This is a genomic window from Vibrio sp. 10N.222.55.C6 (genome assembly GCF_041473395.1).
Taxonomy (GTDB): Bacteria; Pseudomonadota; Gammaproteobacteria; order Enterobacterales; family Vibrionaceae; genus Vibrio; species Vibrio crassostreae_C.
The window spans coordinates 10,468-30,418 of the sequence record NZ_JBFRSD010000009.1 but is presented as its reverse complement, the minus strand read 5'-3'; the positions used below and the strand labels follow the sequence as shown (position 1 = coordinate 30,418).

The following is a 19,951-nucleotide window of genomic DNA, read 5'->3' as shown; positions in this document are numbered from 1 at the left end:
CTACCAATATTACTGATAAAAAAGCCGAGCGATCTGTTTGATCTTCGGCTTTATGTCAGCCAATCGGATATTTCCAAACCCCAACACCACCCCACTCCAATCACGAGCATCACTTGATCCATATTCATAAAAATCAAACGGACGAATGATGATATTTTCAAGCTCAGCTCTATGACTCCATTCAGTCTCAGATATACCTTGATACCACTTCACGGTCACATGTAGCCCTGCTGCCTGACTGATCACTTCAAGATCACCGTTAAACTCGCTTTCAATCGCTTCTATCATGGCTTCATACTTGAGTTTGTATGACCGACGCATCTTTCTAATATGACGCAGCAAGTCGCCTTCTCGAACAAAATCCGCCCAAGCTTCCTGTGTGTGGGACGCCGTGTCTCCAGTAAGCGCGTCTTTGATCTCAAGACACTTCGCCACCAGACTTTCTGGTACCACTAAGTACCCTAATCGAAGGCCATTGAACATAACCTTACTCAGAGAGCCGACATAGATGATGCGATCATCGAACCCCAACTTTCCCGCCAACCCTTGCATGCAGGTATAAGGGCGATGAGCAAACTGGAACTCACTGTCATAGTCATCTTCAATGATCCATGACTGATGTTGATTGGCCCAATCGATCAGTTTAAGGCGCTGCTCAGTATTTAAAGTCGTGCCCATTGGGTATTGGTTACTCGGTGTGACATACAGAGCCTTAGCATTACTGGCCAACACTTTCTCAATATCCAACCCCACCTTTTCACGCACACTTACACCTTCTAACTCTAGTCTCAACAGATCGATAATTTTATGTACTTGTCGATAACCGGGTTCCTCCACGAGGATTTTGTCGCCCATCGCTAACGTTGCCATTAATCCGATTGAGATGGCTTGCTGCGCACCTGCGGTGATGATGATTCTGTCGGCATTACAATGAACGGAACGACTGCTTGCAAGATACCCACTCAACGCTTCCCTCAAGGCTGAGCTTCCCTGAACCTCTTGATTGCCCGCAATGTTCTGACGTGTAGAGTGACGTTGCAGCAACCTCTGCCATTTCGCAAAAGGGAACGCATCTAAGTCAGGAACTCCTGGGGCAAAGCTGCGGTTATTGTCGTTAGGTGTCGCTATGTTTGTACTCGGTTTACTGACTGTTTGTTTGACCTTCGGATCCTGAACACTGTTTGGCTTAGACAAACTTAGAAAGTGTTCTGGTTGTTCAACCGAGACATAAAACCCTGAGCCTTGCTTACTCTCGATATAGCCTTCAGTAACCAGTTGTTCGTACGCATAAATCACCGTATTTCGACTCACCGATAACTCGACAGCCAACTTACGTGTTGAAGGTAACTTACTGCCCTTGCTCCATAAATCTTGAACGATCTTCTCTCTTATCGCGTGGAACAAGGCGGTTTGACGCGTGCCGTGTTGTTCGTCTAACTGTAGATCACCGACATCGATAGGCTGCATAACTGGATCCAAATAGTGTTTAAAAGTGGCTCTATTTAATAGACCAGTTAATCGCTACATTAATCAAAAGGCAATGATTAAGGAGCGATTATGTTATCTAACACGAAAAGAACCGCGATTAAAAAAGGGGCTCACAAAGCCGTATTTGAACAAGAGAAACTGCACCAAATTATTGATGAGAGCTTAATCGCACACATTGCATTGCAGGGCGAACAAGGACCAATGGTCATCCCGATGCTCGCGTGGCGAGTGGGTGATATAGTCTACATTCATGGAGCTAAAAACAGTCGCCTACTAAAAGGACTAAAAAAGGGAGAACCAACCTGTTTAACGTTCACCTTGTTCGATGGTTGGGTGCTGGCTCGTTCGGCATTTCATCATAGTGCGCATTATCGTTCTGCTGTGGTATTGGGGTCATTTTCAGTCATCGATGACAATCAAGAAAAGGATCGCTTGTTGAATATCTTTATTGAGCAAATCGCACCGGGCAGAACCGATGAAGTGAGGCTCAGTAATGAAAAAGAACTCACTGCGACCGAGTTGTTGGCGATACCTTTAACAGAAGCTTCCGTGAAGATTGGTAAACATGGAGTGAATGATGATAAAGCCGATATGGACATTCCAGTTTGGGCTGGCGTATTACCCTATAGAACTGTTGTTGGGCCGTTAGAAACCGTTCCAGAACAAGAAGGCATCATTGAAACACCAGATTACCAACAAGCTTATGGTGAACGCTGGTATCAGAATTAACACTCGAAGATGGTGAACTTGATAAAATTGTATACAATCTGAATTACAAAAATTTAACATGACTCAATAATGTAATCAGACGATGAAAACGAACAAGGATATTCTGCCGTTTCAAGGCTTGCTCAATGGCATTGGGCAAGTCTATTTCACACCGTCTATCATGACGTCGACTTTGCTGTTGCTTGCCATTTCTATTGAGTCACTGGCGCTGGCTTTTCTTACCTTACTTGGCGCCAGTTGCAGCTATGCATTAGCTTTCTATGGCTATATGTACACCAACACCAACACCAACAAGTCAGTTGACGACATTGATAGTGGAATGTACGCGCTAAATGGCGCTTTGATTGGTTTATTTATCGGTAACTTTTTTGGTGTGACACCATTATTGGCTTTAGTGACTGCGTTAGGTGCATTACTCACGGTGCCGATTGCCCACATCGTATTCAGTTTTGAGAAATATCGCGGTTACACTAGCGCCTTTATCCTCACCACTTGGCTGATTTATATTATCCAATCAACCTTTGAGCTGTCAGCGTTTTCTGCACCTGATTCCGCACTGATGCCACTCATCAGTATTGAGGCTAACTCGTGGTTCAACCTGCCGACAGTGGTGATCCCGTTGTTAAAAGGGATAAGCCAAGTCAGCTTCATCGAAAATGCGTTGTCGGGGCTCGTTATCTTAGTCGCCATCGCACTCAACAATATCAAGCATGCCATTTGGGTTATGCTCGCAGTAATAATTAGCACCGTATTTAGCGGGTTGATTGGCGCTTCTAACGAACTGGTAGCCCAAGGTCTTTACGGGTACAACGCCATTCTTGCCACTTTAGCACTTGTGCCCTATCCGCGAATCCGTTGGCCGTTAATCCTATTAGGCATGCTGTTAAGCTGTCTCATCACACTTGGTTTTCATGAACTGTCACTGTTACCACTCACCGCCCCTTTCATTTTGAGTACTTGGGGGATGGTTTACTTGTCCAGCCTGATCCATAAACGAACCATAAGTTAGCTCTGAATAGTTACAGGCCAGTTTTTAGGCGCTCAACATATTGCTTGGGTGTCAAACCTCGATGTTTCTTAAACATCCGATTAAAGCTCGCGACATTGGTATAGCCGAGCCTCGTCGCGACTTTATCTATTGGCACTGAATACATCAACAACTCCACCGCCACATTACTTAACGCATAGCCCATAATGGTAGAAAAGTTGATGCCTAAGTTATGCAATCGACGTTGAAATTGCTGTTCAGATAACCCAAGCAAACTCGACACTTTATGCAGTGTTGGCAGGCCGAAATGGCGACTGTAATTGATCATCTCATAGGTCACCTTATGCTCATCCGCGGCATCAGGCATGTTGAGGTAATTATCTAAGTCATGAAAGTTCATTGCCAAGCTCATCTTGCCGCTAGAAGGGGCTTGATTGCTCGATAACCTCGACTGGCTTGGTATCCAGATTTCAGTTCGTGGCTGGCCCCACTGAATATTGCACCCAAAATACTCTTGATAGAGTTGAGTGTTCTCGCGATAACCTGCGATAGAGACGGCTGCGGGAGTAAAGTCGTCTCCCAAGTAACGCCTTAATATCTTCATCATAAAGATGGCAACTCGAATTGAGTCATGAACTTTACCCACCTCAGTATAAGCAGGATTGTCGTAGCACCATTTGATGAAATTACCGACTTGAGCGCCATATAGAAAAGCCCCGGACTGCAAACAGTGCAACCCGATGTTAACTCGGCGTATAGACGACGCCAGATCGTGCCCCGAGAAAAACCAGTTAGAGAGAGGACCTAGCCTTTCAATATCCACTCTATCAGCCAGCTTCAAGATAATATCGGAATCACCGGTTTGTTGTTCAAGTAAGCCATACCATTTGTCCACTTCACTTACGGGGATAAGGTTCATCGGGTTATTAAACACCGATTTAGGAATACCTAATTGCTCAGTATTCACAGCCTTATTAGTCGTTGCGTATTGGTAAATACCCAAAATACCCAATGCTCTTAAGAAGTTACAATTGTTCATTAGCCACCATACTTAGAAGTCACTATTACAGATCAAATCATAATGACATCATTATTAAAGTAATTGGTAAATTATCAACTTCTAAATCTGATATCAATAACACTCGGTGCTCAATTTAACCTAGGGTATATCAATGAGTTTAGTTAGTGTCCCATTTGTCGGAACCGGCGCAGATACCGCACTACACGTAGTTGCAGGCGTAGTGTTAGTCGCAACCATCGCTGCTGCATGTTACGGCTTCTGGCGTGTGCATGAATTACCAATCAACAAGGCTCACAGTAAAGAGCATCAACAACTCGGTTTGATCACCGCATTAACATGGATTGGTTTTGTATGGCACTGGGTATGGGTACTAGCAGTAATTTTGGCCTTCGTTGATATGGAAAAAGCCATCATCAATCTAAGAGACACATGGAAGTCACCGACCACAACCAAGGAGCAAACAACTTCCGACAAGCAAGATGAGGAGAGCCAAACATGTTAGAAGGCTTGGCAATTTGGGCACTGTTCATTTACTTACTCAGACTTGTTGGTATGCCTTGGAACAAAGGCACCAAGGCGTTTGCGTACCTAGGGGGTACATCTTGGTTGCTGTTTGTATGGGTTGGCCTACTCAATTTTACTCCGATGGATCTATCGGGAGGCTCAGTGGTTCAGTCTCCACATATTCAGCTGCGTCCCGATTCAACTAATGTGTCGGGAAAAACTTCCAAAGTCCACATCGACCCAAACCAGGATGTGACTGAAGGACAACTAATTTACGAAATTGATGACACCAAATATGTCATCGCAAGAGACAAAGCCAGCGTTCAACTTGAGTCTGCAGAGGTCGCTTTAGACACAGCTCGTCAAGAAGTGAGCATTGCAAAAGTCAGCTATCAATCGGCGCTTGAAGACATCAAAGCTTCAGTCGCACAAATAGATTCGGCTAAAACAGACTTAGTACTGCAGTCAAAGACGCTTGATCGTTACCAGAAGCAAAACAAAGTGGTAGAACATACGATCACTGAAACTGACATCGACCAACAAACAGCAAAGGTAGACTTAGCGACGTATAACGTTACGACATTGGAATCTCAGCTTAGCAAGAAAGAAGTCGATGCCGAGAATGCGAAGTTGAACATCCACAAAGCTGAAACCAATGTGAGCAAGAAGCAAACTGAGGTCGATTCAGCAAAGGCAACACTGGCACAAGCACAATGGGACTTGAACAGCACCAAAGTCACGGCACCGACTGACGGCTTTGTAACGAACTTTATTCTTCGTGAAGGTCAGCGTGTTTCAATGATGCCTCGTATCCAGATGTATACCGAAGAGAAGTACGTGCTGATGCGAGTTAACCACCAAGCGATTCGTAATATTAAGGTCGGTCAACCTGCGGAATTTGCGACAGCGGTATACCCAGGAAAAGTGTTCTCTGCAACCGTAGAAGGCATTGTAGAAGCCACTGGTGAAGCGCAAGCAAGTTTGCTGGGTATCGATGAGCAGGTTCGTGTTACCACAGGCAAAAACCTTCAGAACAAGCACCACTTTGTTCGTTTAAAAATTGATGAGGCAGAGGGTTACGATATTCCTGTTGGCTCTGTCGGATTAGCGTGGGTAAGCGGTGAGAAGCCTATCAGCTTTATGGCGTTCCTAGACGTAATACGCGGGATCATCATTAGAATGAAGTCTCAACTGTACTTCTTCTACTCCATCTAATACTTCCTATTGGTGAAACAATACCCAAGCCCGTGCGCTCTTAGATCGCACGGGCTTTTTGTTTATTTCACCATTCGTCGCCAGAAAGAACACAAACCCGAAAAACGAATAAACACTCTAAAGTTGCAAATCGCAATTGTATTTTGCAATTGGGTATTTCAAAAACGCAAATTAAACGCTCAAATACGCACCAGATTGCTATAAAACTGCCGTTTTACGTGGTTTTAAAAGTTGGCACACTAACTGCATTGTATATATTGACCCTTCTTAAGCCGAGGGTCACCTAGCCAACTGACGTTGTTAGTGAACCTATTCTTGTTCACAAAATATATAGGCCAATTGCGATTATTGCGATTGGCTATTTTTTTGCCTGCAGTTTGGCCAACCGCCCTCTTTTTCGATACAGACACCCATTCAGACGTATAATAATAAGCATTCATAGCCAACCAAGAACAGCAGATAACCAACGCATTATAGAAAACGTTTTCTATTTGTTTTTTTAAATAAAGACAGAAAATAACCCTATGTTTTACAAGATAATTACTGCAATAACTGGTTTTTATGGGCAATTATTGACAAAATTAGCATTGACTATGTGATTTATATCACCATAATGCGCAAGTTTGCCTGCAATACGGCGGCCGTTAATTTTAATTTTGATCATTTGCGGAGGTAAAAAATGGCTGCTGATAATAACTACAGTCTAGGGCCGGTTCCTACATCGGCTAGGAAAGGAGTCGCTTCACTCACCATGGTAATGCTTGGACTCACTTTCTTCTCTGCAAGTATGTGGACAGGTGGTTCACTCGGGACAGGTCTTTCATTCAACGATTTCTTCCTCGCCGTTCTCATCGGTAACCTAATCCTCGGTATTTACACTTCTTTTCTTGGCTACATCGGCTCATCTACTGGCCTCTCTACCCACCTCCTTGCTCGTTTCTCTTTCGGTACTAAAGGCTCATGGCTTCCTTCTGCTTTACTTGGTGGTACACAAGTCGGTTGGTTTGGTGTGGGTGTTGCGATGTTTGCTATTCCAGTACAAAAAGCAACGGGCATTGATACCAACACCTTGATTATCGTATCTGGCTTATTGATGACGGGTACAGTGTACTTCGGCATTAAAGCGCTAATGGTGCTTTCAGCGATTGCAGTGCCTGCGATTGCGATTCTGGGTGGTTACTCAGTACTGACTGCGGTAGACAGTGTTGGTGGACTAGAGCAATTGCAACTTATTAAACCAGAGACGCCAATGGACTTTTCAATGGCTCTTACAATGGTTGTAGGTTCGTTCGTAAGTGCGGGTACGTTAACGGCCGATTTCGTTCGCTTTGGTAAAAAGCCAGCAAGCGCAGTATTAATTACTATGGTTGCGTTCTTCATCGGTAACTCGCTGATGTTTATCTTCGGCGCAGCAGGAGCAGCAGCAACCGGTCAGGCTGATATTTCAGATGTGATGATCGCGCAAGGTCTGCTGCTTCCAGCCATCATCGTGCTAGGCTTGAATATCTGGACAACCAATGAAAATGCACTTTATGCATCCGGTTTGGGTTTATCTAACATCACTGGTCGCTCAAGTACTACAATGTCAATCATTAACGGCATTATCGGTACGATTTTCGCACTTTGGTTATACAACAACTTCGTTGGTTGGTTAACCTTCCTTTCGCTGGCGATTCCACCAATTGGTGGCGTAATCATCGCCGACTTCTTCGCGAACCGTAAACGTTACAAAGATTTTGCAAATGCAGAGTTCCAAACCGTTAACTGGGCTGGCATTATCGCGGTAGCAACAGGCGTAGCCGCTGGTCACTTCCTACCTGGCGTTGTTCCTTTGAACGCAGTGTTAGGTGGTGCAATCAGTTACCTCGTGCTTAATCCTCTATTGAACAAAAAAGCTCTGAAATCTCAGGCCGCTTAAGGACACACTATGACAACCTTATTAATCAAGAACGCGAAACTTCAAGACCAAGAAGGCTTGAAACAGATTCTGATTGAAAATGGTCAATTTTCTCGCATTCTCGATAATGGCGCGCAAATCAATCATCAAGGCGACATCCTTGATGCTGAAGGTGGCATTGCAGTTACTCCTTTCTGTGAACCGCACATCCACCTAGATACTACTCAAACTGCTGGTGAGCCTAACTGGAACATCTCTGGCACTTTGTTTGAAGGTATTGAGCGTTGGGCTGAGCGTAAAGAACTGCTATCAATCGAAGACGTAAAGTCTCGTGCCAAGCAAACACTGAAATGGCAGATAGCTAACGGTGTTCAACACGTTCGTACGCACGTTGATGTGTCAGACCCAACACTCGTTGCGTTAAGAGCGATGGTTGAAGTTCGTGAAGAGATGAAAGAGTGGGTCGACATCCAGATCGTTGCATTCCCTCAAGAAGGTATTCTTTCATACCCTAACGGCAAAGAGTTGCTTGAAGAAGCAGTGAAGATCGGCGCTGACGTTATCGGTGCTATCCCTCACTTCGAATTCACTCGTGAATACGGTGTTGAATCTCTGCATTACGTGTTCGAGCTTGCACGTAAGTACGACTGTCTGATCGACGTTCACTGTGATGAAATCGACGACGAACAGTCTCGCTTTGTGGAAACATTAGCAGCTCTTGCTCATAAGTTTGAAATGGGCGAGAAAGTAACCGCTAGCCACACGACTGCAATGGGCTCTTACAACGGTGCTTACGCATCTCGCCTATTCCGTCTATTGAAGATGTCTGGTATCAACTTCGTGGCAAACCCGTTAGTGAACATTCACTTACAGGGCCGTTTCGACGATTACCCGAAACGCCGCGGTGTAACGCGCGTTAAAGAGATGCTAGCAGCAAACATCAACGTTTGTTTTGGCCACGATGATGTGTTTGACCCATGGTACCCACTGGGCACAGCGAACATGCTTCAAGTTCTGCACATGGGACTGCATGTGACACAGGTTATGGGCTACGATCAAATCAACAACTCACTTGATTTGATCAGCAAGAACTCTGCTCGCACATTGAACATACAAGACAACTTCGGCATCGAAGAAGGTAAGCCAGGTAGCTTACTGATTCTTCCTGCTGACAATGGCTTTGATGCAGTGCGCCGCCAAGTACCAGTGCAGTACTCAATACGACACGGTAAGGTGATTGCAGAGACTCAACCAGCGAAAACAAAAATAAATTTAGATCAAACTGAAGATATCAACTTTAAGCGTTAATATCGTCTATACTAATGATCAAAAGGAAGCTGAGATGCTTCCTTTTGTTGTGTTGGACGAAGCGACAAAACTATCACTAAATCAGTGTAAATCTTGTACATTCGCACGGTATGACAAAAAAAGCACAAATTTCTTAAGCAATGCGTGTACATCTCAAAAGACTGTGTTAACATGCTCTCGCTCTGTTAGCCGGAGTTATTTAAGTTAGATGAATAGTAAAAAATTGACATGTAAAATCGTTACCCGTTTTTGTAAGTAGTTTTTCCTTATTTCTTAGCAATATTAAATAATTCAATTATCAGCGCATTGCATTAAATGCAATCAACAACTTAGAAAATTTATGAATAAGGGACAAATTATGTCTAACACAAATACTGGCACTGTAAAATGGTTTAACGAAGAGAAAGGTTTCGGCTTCATTTCTCAAGACAACGGCGGCGCTGACGTATTCGTACACTTCCGTGCAATCGTTTCTGAAGGCTTCAAAACTCTGAAAGAAGGCCAAAAGGTTTCTTTCGAAGTTGAAAACGGTCAAAAAGGCCTACAAGCAGCAAACGTTGTTGCTCAATAATTAGCTCTTATAGCTAAAAAGAATTTTAAAGCGCTGATTTTTATCGGCGCTTTTTTATGCCTGCTCATAAACATTTCCCCTCTTGATGCAAGCTTCACCCGTTAACTCTGAACAAATACAAATCACCAGCCAAGCCTCCCAATCTAACCACTCTCAGTTAAAGCTCGACGCCCAAATAACTTCACTTTTTGTATGCACTTCCAGAGACAACAACACTCATTTCTCAGCAATCTTTTGATACTAACTCACGCTACGCCGAAAGTTTGATAAGCCCAAATATGGTTAAAGAACAATCCATTAGATTGTACTTATGAATACGCAATCGATATTCATAATAAAAATGAGTTATTTATCCAATCCTCATCCACTAATTATATAATTTTTAAAGCAAAGACCTTCGAAATCCGCTAACCTTGTTCGCAAGTGGCTTAGTTGTTTTGGTATCTGCAGTAAAAATAATGAACAAAGACGAATTTCAGAAATCCACCGCAAATCTAAAAAAAGCGGTGCCTCTTATGATGAAGAACAGGGTGTCAACGACACCTGCAAATTACGCACTTTGGTACACCTATGTCGATAACGCTATTCCCCAGCTAACTCAAGACATGGATGGTGTTTTAGAACACTACGGTATTTGTCCTCCTGCCGTTGGTGAGCAGCTATACAACAATTATGTTGCCAGCAAATCCGAAACCAATATCAATGACCTTCGCGCTAATTTGGAACTGTTAGTTTCTGAAGTTTCCAATTCAATGAATGACACCCTGACCGACACCTCCGCTTTTTCTGACATGATCGATAAAAGCTTCGAGGACTTGGCTCGTGTTGATAATGAAAGCCTATCTATTGATGAAGTCATGTCCTTAGTTCGACAGCTGGTGTCTGAATCCCGTCATATTCGTCACTCTACTCAGTTTTTAAACTCTCAGCTAAACTCTGCAACCTCAGAGATCACCAAGCTAAAAACCCAGTTAGTAGAAGTTCAGAAAGATGCGCTTTTCGATAGTACAACCACACTCTATAACCGTCGCTCTTTCGACCGTGACATAGAAACCCTGTGTGAAGCACAACAATCTTTGTGTCTGATTCTTCTCGATATCGACCACTTTAAAAATTTCAACGACACCTATGGCCACTTGTTTGGCGATATGGTGCTTAAAGCGATCGCTCGCAAGCTGAAGTTAAGTTGCCGTGAAGGTATTTCTGCCTATCGATTTGGTGGTGAAGAGTTCGCGCTGATTGTGCCTAACAAGTCTTTGCGTATTGCTCGTCAACTCGCTGATACCAATCGTCGCTCTCTAGAAAAGCTGTCGATTAAAGATCGCCGCAGTGGTCAACAAGTCGGCAGTATCACTGCATCGTTTGGTGTCGCTGAACTTGAACCCGGCGAATCAGCTCAATCGCTGATTGAACGTGCTGATAAGCTACTTTATGAAGCGAAATCACTTGGCCGTAACCGAGTCATGCCTTTGTAAAACACACCAACAATGCTCTTATCGACATATTAGTCGGCTCGTATTGAGACTAGAAAGCCCCAAAGTTCATTATCTTCGGGGCTTTTTTTCTTTAGTTGTATAAATTACTTTAGCTAACTAGGATTCACCGTTAGATCTGGAAGCAATAATTCAAGCAGTAGTCTTCACCACTCTTTGCTCTGAACTCTTTATCTTCACTGCATGCCTTTGGTTTACCCTTTGCGTCACCTTGAATCAAACTGATCCAGTGGCGCATCGCTGCAATGGTCTCTTCACGCATTGTGGTTGTTGCTTCCATTGGTGATTGGCCAAACGTGGTGCATGATTCCAACTGAATATCATCAATTTCTACTAGCTCAATACAACCTGTCCCTTTGTGGCAACCAAACATCACCTCTAGGTGGCTGCCACTGCCATCTCGAAACAAGATAGAGTCTGGGTCGTTCTTCTCACCCATGTACGCTACAAACTGCTTAGGGTGCTTCAGACCGCTGTGCTGACCGTCTTTAAAGTAAGCCATAATATGGCGGTAATCGACTACGTAGCTGGTTACGTCTTGATGTGAGCCATTCTCTAGTGGGAATAGTCGATCAAGCAGCTGCTTTGCTTTCACTTGCTTTTCAGTTTGCTGATTAGCATTGATTGTCTCCACGGCAAAGACAGCTTCAGCGATAAATGGCTTTGATTGTTTTTGGATTTCTGTTTTATCGAATGTAAGCATATTCATAGTCTTTCCCTCTTGACCAGTCCGGTGATAACCACCGATTTCTACAGCAAAAATGTGTCCTAGAGCAATTATTCCAAACTAACGTTTAATTTATTTGTCATTTTGTGAATTGCTTAGTTTGTAGATTAGCGCTTTTTTACATACAATTTCACAACAAAAATTTTACAATGTGAATTTTACAAATATGGCCTTGTCAAAAAGTTTAGTTCGTCAGTCACATTTCCTAGGTACGAAAATACGTAACCTAAGAAAACGTAACCATTTAACGATGGAAGACCTGTCTGCGCGTTGTATTAGAATCGACCCAGAATGTGCTCCTTCCGTTTCTTACCTTTCAATGATTGAACGTGGAAAGCGGGTTCCGAGCATCGATATGCTGGAAGTGATTGCACAGGTCTTTCAGAAGAATCCGACGTGGTTCCTCGACGACGAATCTGAACAACAAGCCATTGCTCCTGATAAGGGGAATCGTGGTGGGATAAGTGGCATGGCGCTCGAGCCGAGCTTCCTATTCTCAAACGACATCCTGCAAATTGCGATTCCTGAGATGCTGTCACAAACGGGCATTTCAGGCCGCCAGTTTGCGCACCTCTTGATTCGAGCACACCAAGAGAGCAACCAGAACCACTTCCCTGACCTTGAGCGCGCTGCGGAAGAAGTAGGCTTAAAACGTCTTAACCTCAGCGTAGAAGACCTGATAGACATCGCTAGAAGCCTAGGAATCAACATCCGCTGGGTGACGCGCACGCCGCAAGACGTCGTCGATGAGCTCGGAATTAACGCTAAGCAGTTAGTGACCTCCTTCTTTGAGCCTCCCGGTACTATCTTCTTAAACGAGATTCTTAAAGAGTATCCAACTCGTCTGAAATACGACCTTTCGGTTTATATCGGTCATTGCATTCTGCACAGCAAAGAAGGCCTAAAGAGTGTGTTGTCGGTCGGTAACAACAACACGTGGGACGACAACCAGGTATCAGGCTCTTCACAGCTCAACTCCCAAGATATTCTTCAAGCATGGCGAGACTTTGAATCCAGCTTCTTTGCTGGCGCACTTCTGTGCCCGAAAGTCCCGTTTAGGCAGCTACTTGACCGCACTGGTTACGAAATCGACGTTCACAAAAGAGCAGGGGTTTCCCCCTCTGTTGCGATGCGTCGAATGACTGTAGTATCGCCCTACCCTCACTGGCACTACTTTGATGCTTATGGGCCGGGGAAACTCAAGGCGGTATATCGCGGGAACGGGATTCCGCTACCTTGGGGAAATATGAGAACGGTCGCTGACCCATGTCAACATTGGGCTGTGTTCCGTCGATTATCAGAACCTCGAGCGGGAAGCTCGGCTCAAATATCCATTTTGAACGTGGGTGATGAGCCAAGGATCTACTGCTGTGAATCCATCAATATGACGGATCCTGCGGGTAACAATCGTGTGCTGTGTGCTGGTATAGATCTCAACCCTGCGATTGATGCTCAAGGCGGTAATTCAAGAGACATAGCAGAGCAGCTTAAAGCGTCATGCGTTAACAATGGTGGCTCTGTGGTAATTCCGCGTAACATCAAGAAAGATCTCACGACAATAGCCAAGATTCTAAATATAAATTGGATTGAACGTGGGATTGAGACAGAGGCGAGGCTTATCTGCTCCAGAGGTGGAGAATGCCCACGCCAGCCAAGCTGTTACTCGAAGTGTGGTGAGTAAAAAAGTAATAACAAAAAATAGAACCTAAAATTCAGGCAAAAAAAAACCAATCACAATAAGGGTGATTGGTCATATATTTTGTGTGAACAAGAAAGGTTCACTAACAACGTCAGTTGGCTAGGTGACCCTCGGCTTAAGAAGGGTCACTATTACTAATGCAGCATGCGTGCCAACTTTTAAAACACGTATTTACTACGCATCTGGACACGTATTGGCCGGATACCCTTGTTTGTTTTGCAAACTGGAATTGCAAATTGCGAAAACCAACAAAAACGCTAGTGATTATGTTGTTATTAATGAATCATTAAAGATTCATTACCCTTCCCCAAAATGCCATATTTCCCTTAGATTCAATCACTTTAAACAGCAATAAACCTCCCCTAGCTTACTCAAGCTATACGGTTACTCAACATCAACAATACCCCAAACAGCGCCCATAAAAAAACGCGAACATTGAGATTCAATATTCGCGCTTATTCGATTTCTATGACAGAAAGAACTTAACCCACCAGACGCCTTTTTATAAAGCGACTCCTGTTCATTGCTCTTTCAATATCTCAGAAAAGATTACTTCTGAGGAGCTGGCTTAGAACGGCTTCGAGACGGTTTGTTTGTCGAAGGTTTGTTGCTTGTCGGCTTATTTGACGACTTGCTTGGGCCGTAGCTACCGCCGTAACCAGACTTCTTAGGTTTGCCTGCAGGTTTACCCGCGTTGTTTGGCTTACCAGTACCGTTAGATTTACCCGCACCGCTTGGTTTGCTCAGAGTGTTCTGAGCACCTGCGTTATTTGCAGCAGGTTTATTGCCCGCACTACCGCGTTTAAAGTTGCTGCCGTTGTTTCTTACTGATTTATCTTCAGTTGTCGCAGCTGAGTTGTTTTCAGCAGGTTTCTTACCAGATGTCGGCTTACGCTTTGGAGCCGAACCATTACCAGCTACATGACGCTTGTTCTTACCTGCTGGCTTGTGCCCGCGAGCGTTATCACCAGAGCGTTGACCATCAGCATGTTCACGTGGCTGTTTTGCTTTCTTCGGTTTCTTAGGCTTGATTGGACGTGAATCCAAGCGAGACTCAGGCAACTTGTTTACTGGAGAGAAACCTTCCAGTTCACGACGCTCTAGCACTTGTTGAATCAGGCGTTCAATACCGAACAATTCACCCACTTCATCCGCACAAACCAATGAAATCGCTTTACCTGCTTCACCAGCACGGCCAGTACGACCGATACGGTGTACATAGTCTTCTGATACATGAGGAAGATCAAAGTTAACTACTTGAGGCAGTTGCGGGATATCGATACCACGAGCAGCAATATCAGTTGCAACAAGTACTCGTACCTTACCTGTTTTGAAGTTCTCTAAGGCTTTAGTACGTGCACCTTGGCTCTTGTTACCATGAATAGGTGCAGCAGTGATGTCTTGCTCTTCAAGGAAGCGAGCAAGCTTGTTCGCACCGTGTTTCGTCTTGCTGAACACCAACACTTGTCGCCAATCGTTATCTTTGATTAGCTTCGCTAGCATTGCGCTCTTTTTCTTTTTGTCTACTGGGTAGATGCTTTGCTCAACCGTTTTTGCCGTCGAGTTTGCAGGGCTTACTGAAATCTCAACAGGATTGTTCACCAAGCCTTTCGCTAAGCTGCGGATATCATCAGAGAACGTCGCTGAGAACAGTAGATTCTGACGCTTCTTAGGTAAGAAAGCTAAGATCTTACGGATATCGCGGATGAAACCCATGTCTAGCATGCGGTCCGCTTCATCTAGCACTAGGATTTCTAGTTGGTCAAAACGCACTGCATTTTGGTTGTATAGGTCAAGTAGACGACCAGGTGTTGCCACCAACACGTCACTACCTTTACGCAGTTTTTGCATCTGAGGGTTAATCTTCACACCACCAAACACTACCGTCGAAGTCAGCGGTAAGTTAATACCGTACTTCACTACGCTGCCATTCACTTGCGCAGCAAGCTCACGAGTTGGCGTTAGCACGAGCGCACGAACTTGGTTCTGACGTACGCGAGTACCTTTCGATAACATTTCAAGAATAGGTAGCGTGAAGCCTGCAGTTTTACCTGTACCTGTTTGAGCAGCGGCCATAACATCTTTGCCCGTTAGGACAGCTGGCACGGCTTTCTCTTGTATTGGTGATGGCTTATCGTAACCTTGTGCTTCAATAGCTTTAAGGATCGGTTCAGAAAGGCCAAGGGAGGTAAAACTCATAGATTATTTTCTCAGTTGAATAACATTTAGTATGAGCAACACGTTAAAAGTGCGTTGCTTCAGCTTTTGCTCATCAAATACATTGATACGGAGCAAAGCGCGGTATTCTGAGGCTTTTCCCCACATTCAGCAACTAAATTCTAATCGCAGCTCAAATTCAACCTAGATAACTTGTCGCTTCTGTTCGTACATTTTTTCATCAGCGGCTTTTAAGAGCGCATCGACATCATTGTAGTTGTTATTTTGAATAACCCAACCCACACTGATTCTGAGATAAATAGAGTGCGCCTCGTACACAACTGGTGCCGAGCATATCGCCTTTCGTAGTTTAGTCACGATCGACGATACGTGTTGATCATCGATGATGCGTGGCAACAAGACCAAGAACTCATCACCGCCTATCCTTGCGACGATATCTGAAACACGCAGCTCACTTCTGATGCGGTTAGCACACTCGATCAATACCTGATCGCCTGCCGCGTGACCATAAGTGTCGTTGATTGCTTTAAACCCATCGAGGTCGATATTTACAACGGCAAAGGTTCTCGCTCTCTGTTTTTGAGTGGTTTTGAAGGCCTGCTTGAGGCTATACATGAAGTATCGACGATTCGGTAACATCGTTAGCTCATCATGCATAGAGCGGCTATCTGCAATCCGGTACAGGCGATAAATAGTAAAGAAGGCAAACGCCAGCACTAATATTATGGAGTAGCCCACCAGCCTTACCGCTTGGATTCGATACCAAGGCTCATCCATCAATACATGTTCGTTACCGGAGAGAGCAAGGTACCAACCCCCGTATGGGAAACTCACCTGTTCAGTGGCAAACGCATTATCGAACACATCCTGAGTACCATAAAAGACAGCGCCATCTTTACCTGAACTGTTTGCACCACGAATTGCTAATTCATACTTGTTCTCTATCTTGCCGATTCCAACATCTTCAAACAGCTCATCTAAACCGATAACAGCACTGGAGACACCCCAGTAATCTTGATTGAAAGGCGGGTCTCGGAAGATCGGAGTGCGCGTAATGAGGGCTTGCCCACCTTGGAACAACTCAAAGGGACCAGCAATAAAGGTGTTGCCAAGATTACGGGCTATCTCAACAGACTCCCATTGATTTGGGTGATCACGATAATTAATACCGAGAATCTGCTCATTACCTTCCAGCGGGTAAACAAAGTTTAGAATGTCGTCTTTGGCGAGTCCGATAAGTCGAATATGGAAGCCATCTTGAATGATATTCTCAGCAATCTTGTCCCAATTTTTCACCTCACCATCGGGGTTGATGGTCACTAAGGTCGAGAAGTTATTGAGGATATACATATCTGACACGATCGCGGCTTCAATCCGAGAACGAATAATGGATAGTTGCTTTTTTGCCTCTGAATACGATTCGTTTTTAAGAAAAGTTAATTGCTTGGCATGAAAGAACTCAATTGCGCTTACTATCGCAAGGAAAAAAAGAAAAGCTACTACTCTGGCAGACCACTGCTTGCTAGAACCACTTGGCATTTACGAACCTCTAACACTATTGTTCTATATACTGCCTTATAACGGCTCATTTCTGGCTTATTGCTCCAGTATGCCGCTAAGTCATTAAAAATCCATACTGACGTCGACTATCTATCAAATATTGAGTGATCCATCACTTCAAACTTCTTTACTAAACGAATGGTTTAATCAAAAAGGGTTAGTGAACCTTATAAAGCTTACATTGTATTGACTCAACGCTTACATTGAAGGATTCATCAATGTTATTTTACATAGACTAATAATCAGCTTGGTACCTCACGACATGAAGTTAAAAACTATCACACTGTGTACATTGCTATCAGCCTCGGTTGCCGTTCACGCACAAGAAAACGTTCAAGCGCCAACCGCAGTGAACGTTCAATCCCAAGCAGATTCGCTCAATTCTCAAGAACAATCTTTCAAGCAATCTGCAGACCTAATTCGCACCACCTACGAAAGCCAGCTTTACACCCTGCCTGCATTCAAAGAAGGTCACTACGGGCTGCGCATGTATCGTCAAACATTAGACGATAAGTATTCAGCGGCGGTGTGGAGCGACATGGCTCGAGTGGCAAGCAAGCTCAGCACCCTGTCGAATGACGTTCAAACCATGGAACAAATCGTACTCTACTCAGAGAAGCGAGTTGCATCTTATATTGGTGATAACGATGAGCGCAGTATTCGACGCTACAACATCACCAAGCACATGCCTGAATACCTTTACCTTGGTGTTGACCTTCTAGGCTCTATGGCTCGTGCTAACGAATACGGTTTAGAACACAAGAACGATGCCAAGCTACGCGAAATCATTCGTCGCTATGACTTCTCACGATACGTGACCAATGAAGACATGGTGAAAGCGTGGGCCGCTCAATTAGCGAATCAGGTTTACTGGTTGCGCCAACTGGGTGAGCAGGATGTCGTTGATGAGTTTGTCGATACCTTCAAAAAAGCCTACCCAGATTCGCAAGACAGGAAGCTTTCAAGCCAGCAATACGGCAATAAGATCTATGGTATGACCCATGTGATCTTTGGTGATTCAGAATATTACCAACATCAAGTAAGCGAACAAGACCATCAATGGATCTACGATTACTTCAGAGAAAACATCGATACGATTCTGCTGCGTGCGAAAGAAGATGTGATTGCTGAGGTTGGATTAACCTTCTTATTGGCAGGTTTAGAAGATGACCCAGTTCTAGAGAAAACTCGACTCGCGATTCAAGCTTCAATCGATGAGAAACAAGGCATGATCCCTTCTATCACTGGTGATTTTGATCTTGAGTACGGTGAACACCGCAACGTGTTAGCAATCATGCTACTCGATTGGCAGCAAGTGAATGAAGCGCCGACTTATGAAGGCAACCCTAAGGTGTTTACTAACATCCCTTACGGACTCATTAAAAACCAACCACCGAAGAACTAGCAACATACCTAGCCTAGGTTCATCATAGAACCCAAAAAGCCTCATACCTTTCAAGGCTGCGGCTTTTTGCTGTTTACTACGTCAGTACTCGTATCAAAAGTTGTTAATATCAAAACCTGCGTAAAGATAAAAACAAAGACGACATCAAGCTCCTGACACGGCTTTGTTCATCACTATCGTAAAATCCCCTTCTGCGTAGCCCTCCGTTAAAGAGACATCATCGCAGAGCGTTTTACAGAAACGATAGACACCTTGAGGGTGATAACTCATCAAGGTATTACGCGAAGGATACTGGCTTGAGTTGAGAAGATTAAAAATCACCGTCTGATTCGCCAGTTCATACATGCGAGTAATCATGTTTGTCAGATAATCAGAATCACGAGAGATGTAGTTCAGTGAACCACTAGCGATGACAATGTCGTGCGCCTCAAGGTTCATTTTGCTCATATCACCCGCCAAAAACTGACAACGATCTTCTGTGTAGTTTTGCTTCGCCTTCTTAAGAAAGCCTGCGTGTTGGTCAACGCCGGTATAAGATTGAATACGATAGATGCTGTCGAGCAGTTCAAACAGCTCGCCATAGCCGCAACCCAAATCTAAAACACTCTTCTTTTCGAAGTCCGCCGCACGAGCGATTACTTCAAAGCGACACAATTGACTCTCTTCGCTAGTCCAACCTAAAGCTTTAGCCTTGTCGCCATTCGAGCGGTTAGTTTGTTTCCGATGATAGCGATACACCTTCCAACGATCGAGCCAGTGCATTCAAATCAGCCCTACTTCAATGAACATCAGCACACCTTGATAAGATTAAGCTTTAGAACTTGAAGAAAAGAGCCCACCGATTTTATAACCGATCGCATAGCAAACCACGGCGACAGTAACAAACACCAATGCCGAGAAGAAATACGCTACAGACGCTGCGACACCAGCCCCCCACACCACGCTGAACACCAAACCGAGATAAGCCTCTTTTGGCCACTGGTAGATAGGAAACTGAGCGCCGCCAGCAATTAGGTAAACCATCGCAAACAAGCCAATGAAGGTAACAATAAGACCGATGAGAACGCGAATGTTCATGGAGAGACCCTTGATTAATTTAGCTTGGTTGCCATTGTTCCTAATCGAAAGCGGATATGCTTAGTCGGAACCGAATGTTCTCAATCGAAAT

Annotated in this window: 17 protein-coding genes; 10 read left to right on the top strand and 7 right to left on the bottom strand. The window is 44.3% G+C overall.

Going from position 1 to position 19,951, the window contains the following annotated elements; translation table 11 throughout:
* Nucleotides 1–9: 9 nt before the first annotated feature.
* Entirely contained in the window at nucleotides 10–1,467 is a 1,458-nt protein-coding gene (locus tag AB4486_RS08765) for a PLP-dependent aminotransferase family protein (RefSeq protein WP_372116965.1), read from the bottom strand.
* Nucleotides 1,468–1,557: 90 nt separating this feature from the next.
* Between AB4486_RS08765 and AB4486_RS08760 the strand changes: the two genes are divergently transcribed.
* A complete protein-coding gene (locus AB4486_RS08760) occupies nucleotides 1,558–2,217 on the top strand; it encodes a pyridoxamine 5'-phosphate oxidase family protein (RefSeq protein WP_372116963.1) in 660 nt (219 codons plus the stop codon).
* Nucleotides 2,218–2,299: 82 nt separating this feature from the next.
* On the top strand, nucleotides 2,300–3,226 hold the full coding sequence (locus AB4486_RS08755; protein WP_017061785.1) for an urea transporter: 927 nt from the start codon (nucleotides 2,300–2,302) through the stop codon (nucleotides 3,224–3,226).
* 10 nt (nucleotides 3,227–3,236) lie between these two features.
* Here the strand turns inward: AB4486_RS08755 and AB4486_RS08750 are convergent, their stop codons facing one another.
* On the bottom strand, nucleotides 3,237–4,244 hold the full coding sequence (locus AB4486_RS08750; RefSeq protein WP_017061786.1) for an AraC family transcriptional regulator: 1,008 nt from the start codon (nucleotides 4,242–4,244) through the stop codon (nucleotides 3,237–3,239).
* A 133-nt stretch (nucleotides 4,245–4,377) separates the two neighbouring features.
* Between AB4486_RS08750 and AB4486_RS08745 the strand changes: the two genes are divergently transcribed.
* The 6 genes from AB4486_RS08745 to AB4486_RS08720 all read left to right on the top strand — a co-directional run bounded on the left by AB4486_RS08745 (nucleotide 4,378) and on the right by AB4486_RS08720 (nucleotide 11,196).
* The gene (locus AB4486_RS08745; RefSeq protein ID WP_017066493.1) at nucleotides 4,378–4,728 is read left to right on the top strand and encodes an MFS transporter; all 351 of its coding nucleotides are present in this window, start codon (nucleotides 4,378–4,380) and stop codon (nucleotides 4,726–4,728) included.
* Nucleotides 4,722–5,945, top strand: coding sequence for an HlyD family secretion protein (locus AB4486_RS08740; RefSeq protein WP_017066494.1), 1,224 nt, complete (start codon nucleotides 4,722–4,724; stop codon nucleotides 5,943–5,945). Before AB4486_RS08745 ends, AB4486_RS08740 begins: the two co-directional genes overlap by 7 nt.
* Before the next feature lie 679 nt (nucleotides 5,946–6,624).
* Complete coding sequence (gene codB, locus AB4486_RS08735) at nucleotides 6,625–7,863, top strand: cytosine permease (protein WP_372116961.1); 1,239 nt, start codon at nucleotides 6,625–6,627, stop codon at nucleotides 7,861–7,863.
* Between the two features lie 9 nt (nucleotides 7,864–7,872).
* Complete coding sequence (locus AB4486_RS08730; protein ID WP_136982714.1) at nucleotides 7,873–9,150, top strand: cytosine deaminase; 1,278 nt, start codon at nucleotides 7,873–7,875, stop codon at nucleotides 9,148–9,150.
* Nucleotides 9,151–9,508: 358 nt separating this feature from the next.
* On the top strand, nucleotides 9,509–9,721 hold the full coding sequence (locus tag AB4486_RS08725; protein ID WP_004740083.1) for a cold-shock protein: 213 nt from the start codon (nucleotides 9,509–9,511) through the stop codon (nucleotides 9,719–9,721).
* A 458-nt stretch (nucleotides 9,722–10,179) separates the two neighbouring features.
* The gene (locus tag AB4486_RS08720) at nucleotides 10,180–11,196 is read left to right on the top strand and encodes a GGDEF domain-containing protein (RefSeq protein ID WP_017060611.1); all 1,017 of its coding nucleotides are present in this window, start codon (nucleotides 10,180–10,182) and stop codon (nucleotides 11,194–11,196) included.
* Between the two features lie 130 nt (nucleotides 11,197–11,326).
* Here AB4486_RS08720 and AB4486_RS08715 read toward each other — a convergent pair whose 3' ends face one another.
* Entirely contained in the window at nucleotides 11,327–11,923 is a 597-nt protein-coding gene (locus tag AB4486_RS08715; protein ID WP_017060610.1) for a malate synthase, read from the bottom strand.
* A gap of 169 nt (nucleotides 11,924–12,092) precedes the next feature.
* Here AB4486_RS08715 and AB4486_RS08710 point away from each other — a divergent pair, with 169 nt between their 5' ends.
* Nucleotides 12,093–13,622, top strand: a complete 1,530-nt coding sequence (locus tag AB4486_RS08710) for a DUF3612 domain-containing protein (RefSeq protein WP_082242223.1) — start codon at nucleotides 12,093–12,095, stop codon at nucleotides 13,620–13,622.
* A gap of 567 nt (nucleotides 13,623–14,189) precedes the next feature.
* Here AB4486_RS08710 and AB4486_RS08705 read toward each other — a convergent pair.
* Complete coding sequence (locus AB4486_RS08705; protein ID WP_372116960.1) at nucleotides 14,190–15,839, bottom strand: DEAD/DEAH box helicase; 1,650 nt, start codon at nucleotides 15,837–15,839, stop codon at nucleotides 14,190–14,192.
* A 162-nt stretch (nucleotides 15,840–16,001) separates the two neighbouring features.
* Nucleotides 16,002–17,357: a diguanylate cyclase gene (locus AB4486_RS08700; RefSeq protein WP_086774385.1), complete on the bottom strand. Its 1,356-nt coding sequence runs from the start codon at nucleotides 17,355–17,357 to the stop codon at nucleotides 16,002–16,004.
* A 283-nt stretch (nucleotides 17,358–17,640) separates the two neighbouring features.
* On the opposite strand from AB4486_RS08700, the gene AB4486_RS08695 reads away from it, so the two are divergent.
* Nucleotides 17,641–18,783, top strand: a complete 1,143-nt coding sequence (locus tag AB4486_RS08695) for a DUF3541 domain-containing protein (RefSeq protein ID WP_371720943.1) — start codon at nucleotides 17,641–17,643, stop codon at nucleotides 18,781–18,783.
* Nucleotides 18,784–18,927: 144 nt separating this feature from the next.
* On the opposite strand, the gene AB4486_RS08690 is transcribed toward AB4486_RS08695, so the two are convergent.
* The gene (locus AB4486_RS08690; RefSeq protein WP_017064868.1) at nucleotides 18,928–19,545 is read right to left on the bottom strand and encodes a class I SAM-dependent methyltransferase; all 618 of its coding nucleotides are present in this window, start codon (nucleotides 19,543–19,545) and stop codon (nucleotides 18,928–18,930) included.
* A 45-nt stretch (nucleotides 19,546–19,590) separates the two neighbouring features.
* Nucleotides 19,591–19,860, bottom strand: a complete 270-nt coding sequence (locus tag AB4486_RS08685) for a hypothetical protein (protein WP_017064869.1) — start codon at nucleotides 19,858–19,860, stop codon at nucleotides 19,591–19,593.
* Nucleotides 19,861–19,951: the final 91 nt, after the last annotated feature.

What these genes read in the sequence shown, in the direction of transcription:
- AB4486_RS08740 (WP_017066494.1), top strand. Translation starts at nt 4,722, where the DNA reads ATGTTAGAAGGCTTGGCAATTTGGGCACTGTTCATTTACTTACTCAGA.
- AB4486_RS08755 (WP_017061785.1), top strand. Translation starts at nt 2,300, where the DNA reads ATGAAAACGAACAAGGATATTCTGCCGTTTCAAGGCTTGCTCAATGGC.
- AB4486_RS08715 (WP_017060610.1), bottom strand. Translation starts at nt 11,923, where the DNA reads ATGAATATGCTTACATTCGATAAAACAGAAATCCAAAAACAATCAAAG.
- AB4486_RS08725 (WP_004740083.1), top strand. Translation starts at nt 9,509, where the DNA reads ATGTCTAACACAAATACTGGCACTGTAAAATGGTTTAACGAAGAGAAA.
- AB4486_RS08730 (WP_136982714.1), top strand. Translation starts at nt 7,873, where the DNA reads ATGACAACCTTATTAATCAAGAACGCGAAACTTCAAGACCAAGAAGGC.
- AB4486_RS08700 (WP_086774385.1), bottom strand. Translation starts at nt 17,357, where the DNA reads ATGCCAAGTGGTTCTAGCAAGCAGTGGTCTGCCAGAGTAGTAGCTTTT.
- AB4486_RS08750 (WP_017061786.1), bottom strand. Translation starts at nt 4,244, where the DNA reads ATGAACAATTGTAACTTCTTAAGAGCATTGGGTATTTTGGGTATTTAC.
- codB (WP_372116961.1), top strand. Translation starts at nt 6,625, where the DNA reads ATGGCTGCTGATAATAACTACAGTCTAGGGCCGGTTCCTACATCGGCT.
- AB4486_RS08760 (WP_372116963.1), top strand. Translation starts at nt 1,558, where the DNA reads ATGTTATCTAACACGAAAAGAACCGCGATTAAAAAAGGGGCTCACAAA.
- AB4486_RS08690 (WP_017064868.1), bottom strand. Translation starts at nt 19,545, where the DNA reads ATGCACTGGCTCGATCGTTGGAAGGTGTATCGCTATCATCGGAAACAA.
- AB4486_RS08765 (WP_372116965.1), bottom strand. Translation starts at nt 1,467, where the DNA reads ATGCAGCCTATCGATGTCGGTGATCTACAGTTAGACGAACAACACGGC.
- AB4486_RS08695 (WP_371720943.1), top strand. Translation starts at nt 17,641, where the DNA reads ATGAAGTTAAAAACTATCACACTGTGTACATTGCTATCAGCCTCGGTT.
- AB4486_RS08685 (WP_017064869.1), bottom strand. Translation starts at nt 19,860, where the DNA reads ATGAACATTCGCGTTCTCATCGGTCTTATTGTTACCTTCATTGGCTTG.
- AB4486_RS08705 (WP_372116960.1), bottom strand. Translation starts at nt 15,839, where the DNA reads ATGAGTTTTACCTCCCTTGGCCTTTCTGAACCGATCCTTAAAGCTATT.
- AB4486_RS08720 (WP_017060611.1), top strand. Translation starts at nt 10,180, where the DNA reads ATGAACAAAGACGAATTTCAGAAATCCACCGCAAATCTAAAAAAAGCG.
- AB4486_RS08745 (WP_017066493.1), top strand. Translation starts at nt 4,378, where the DNA reads ATGAGTTTAGTTAGTGTCCCATTTGTCGGAACCGGCGCAGATACCGCA.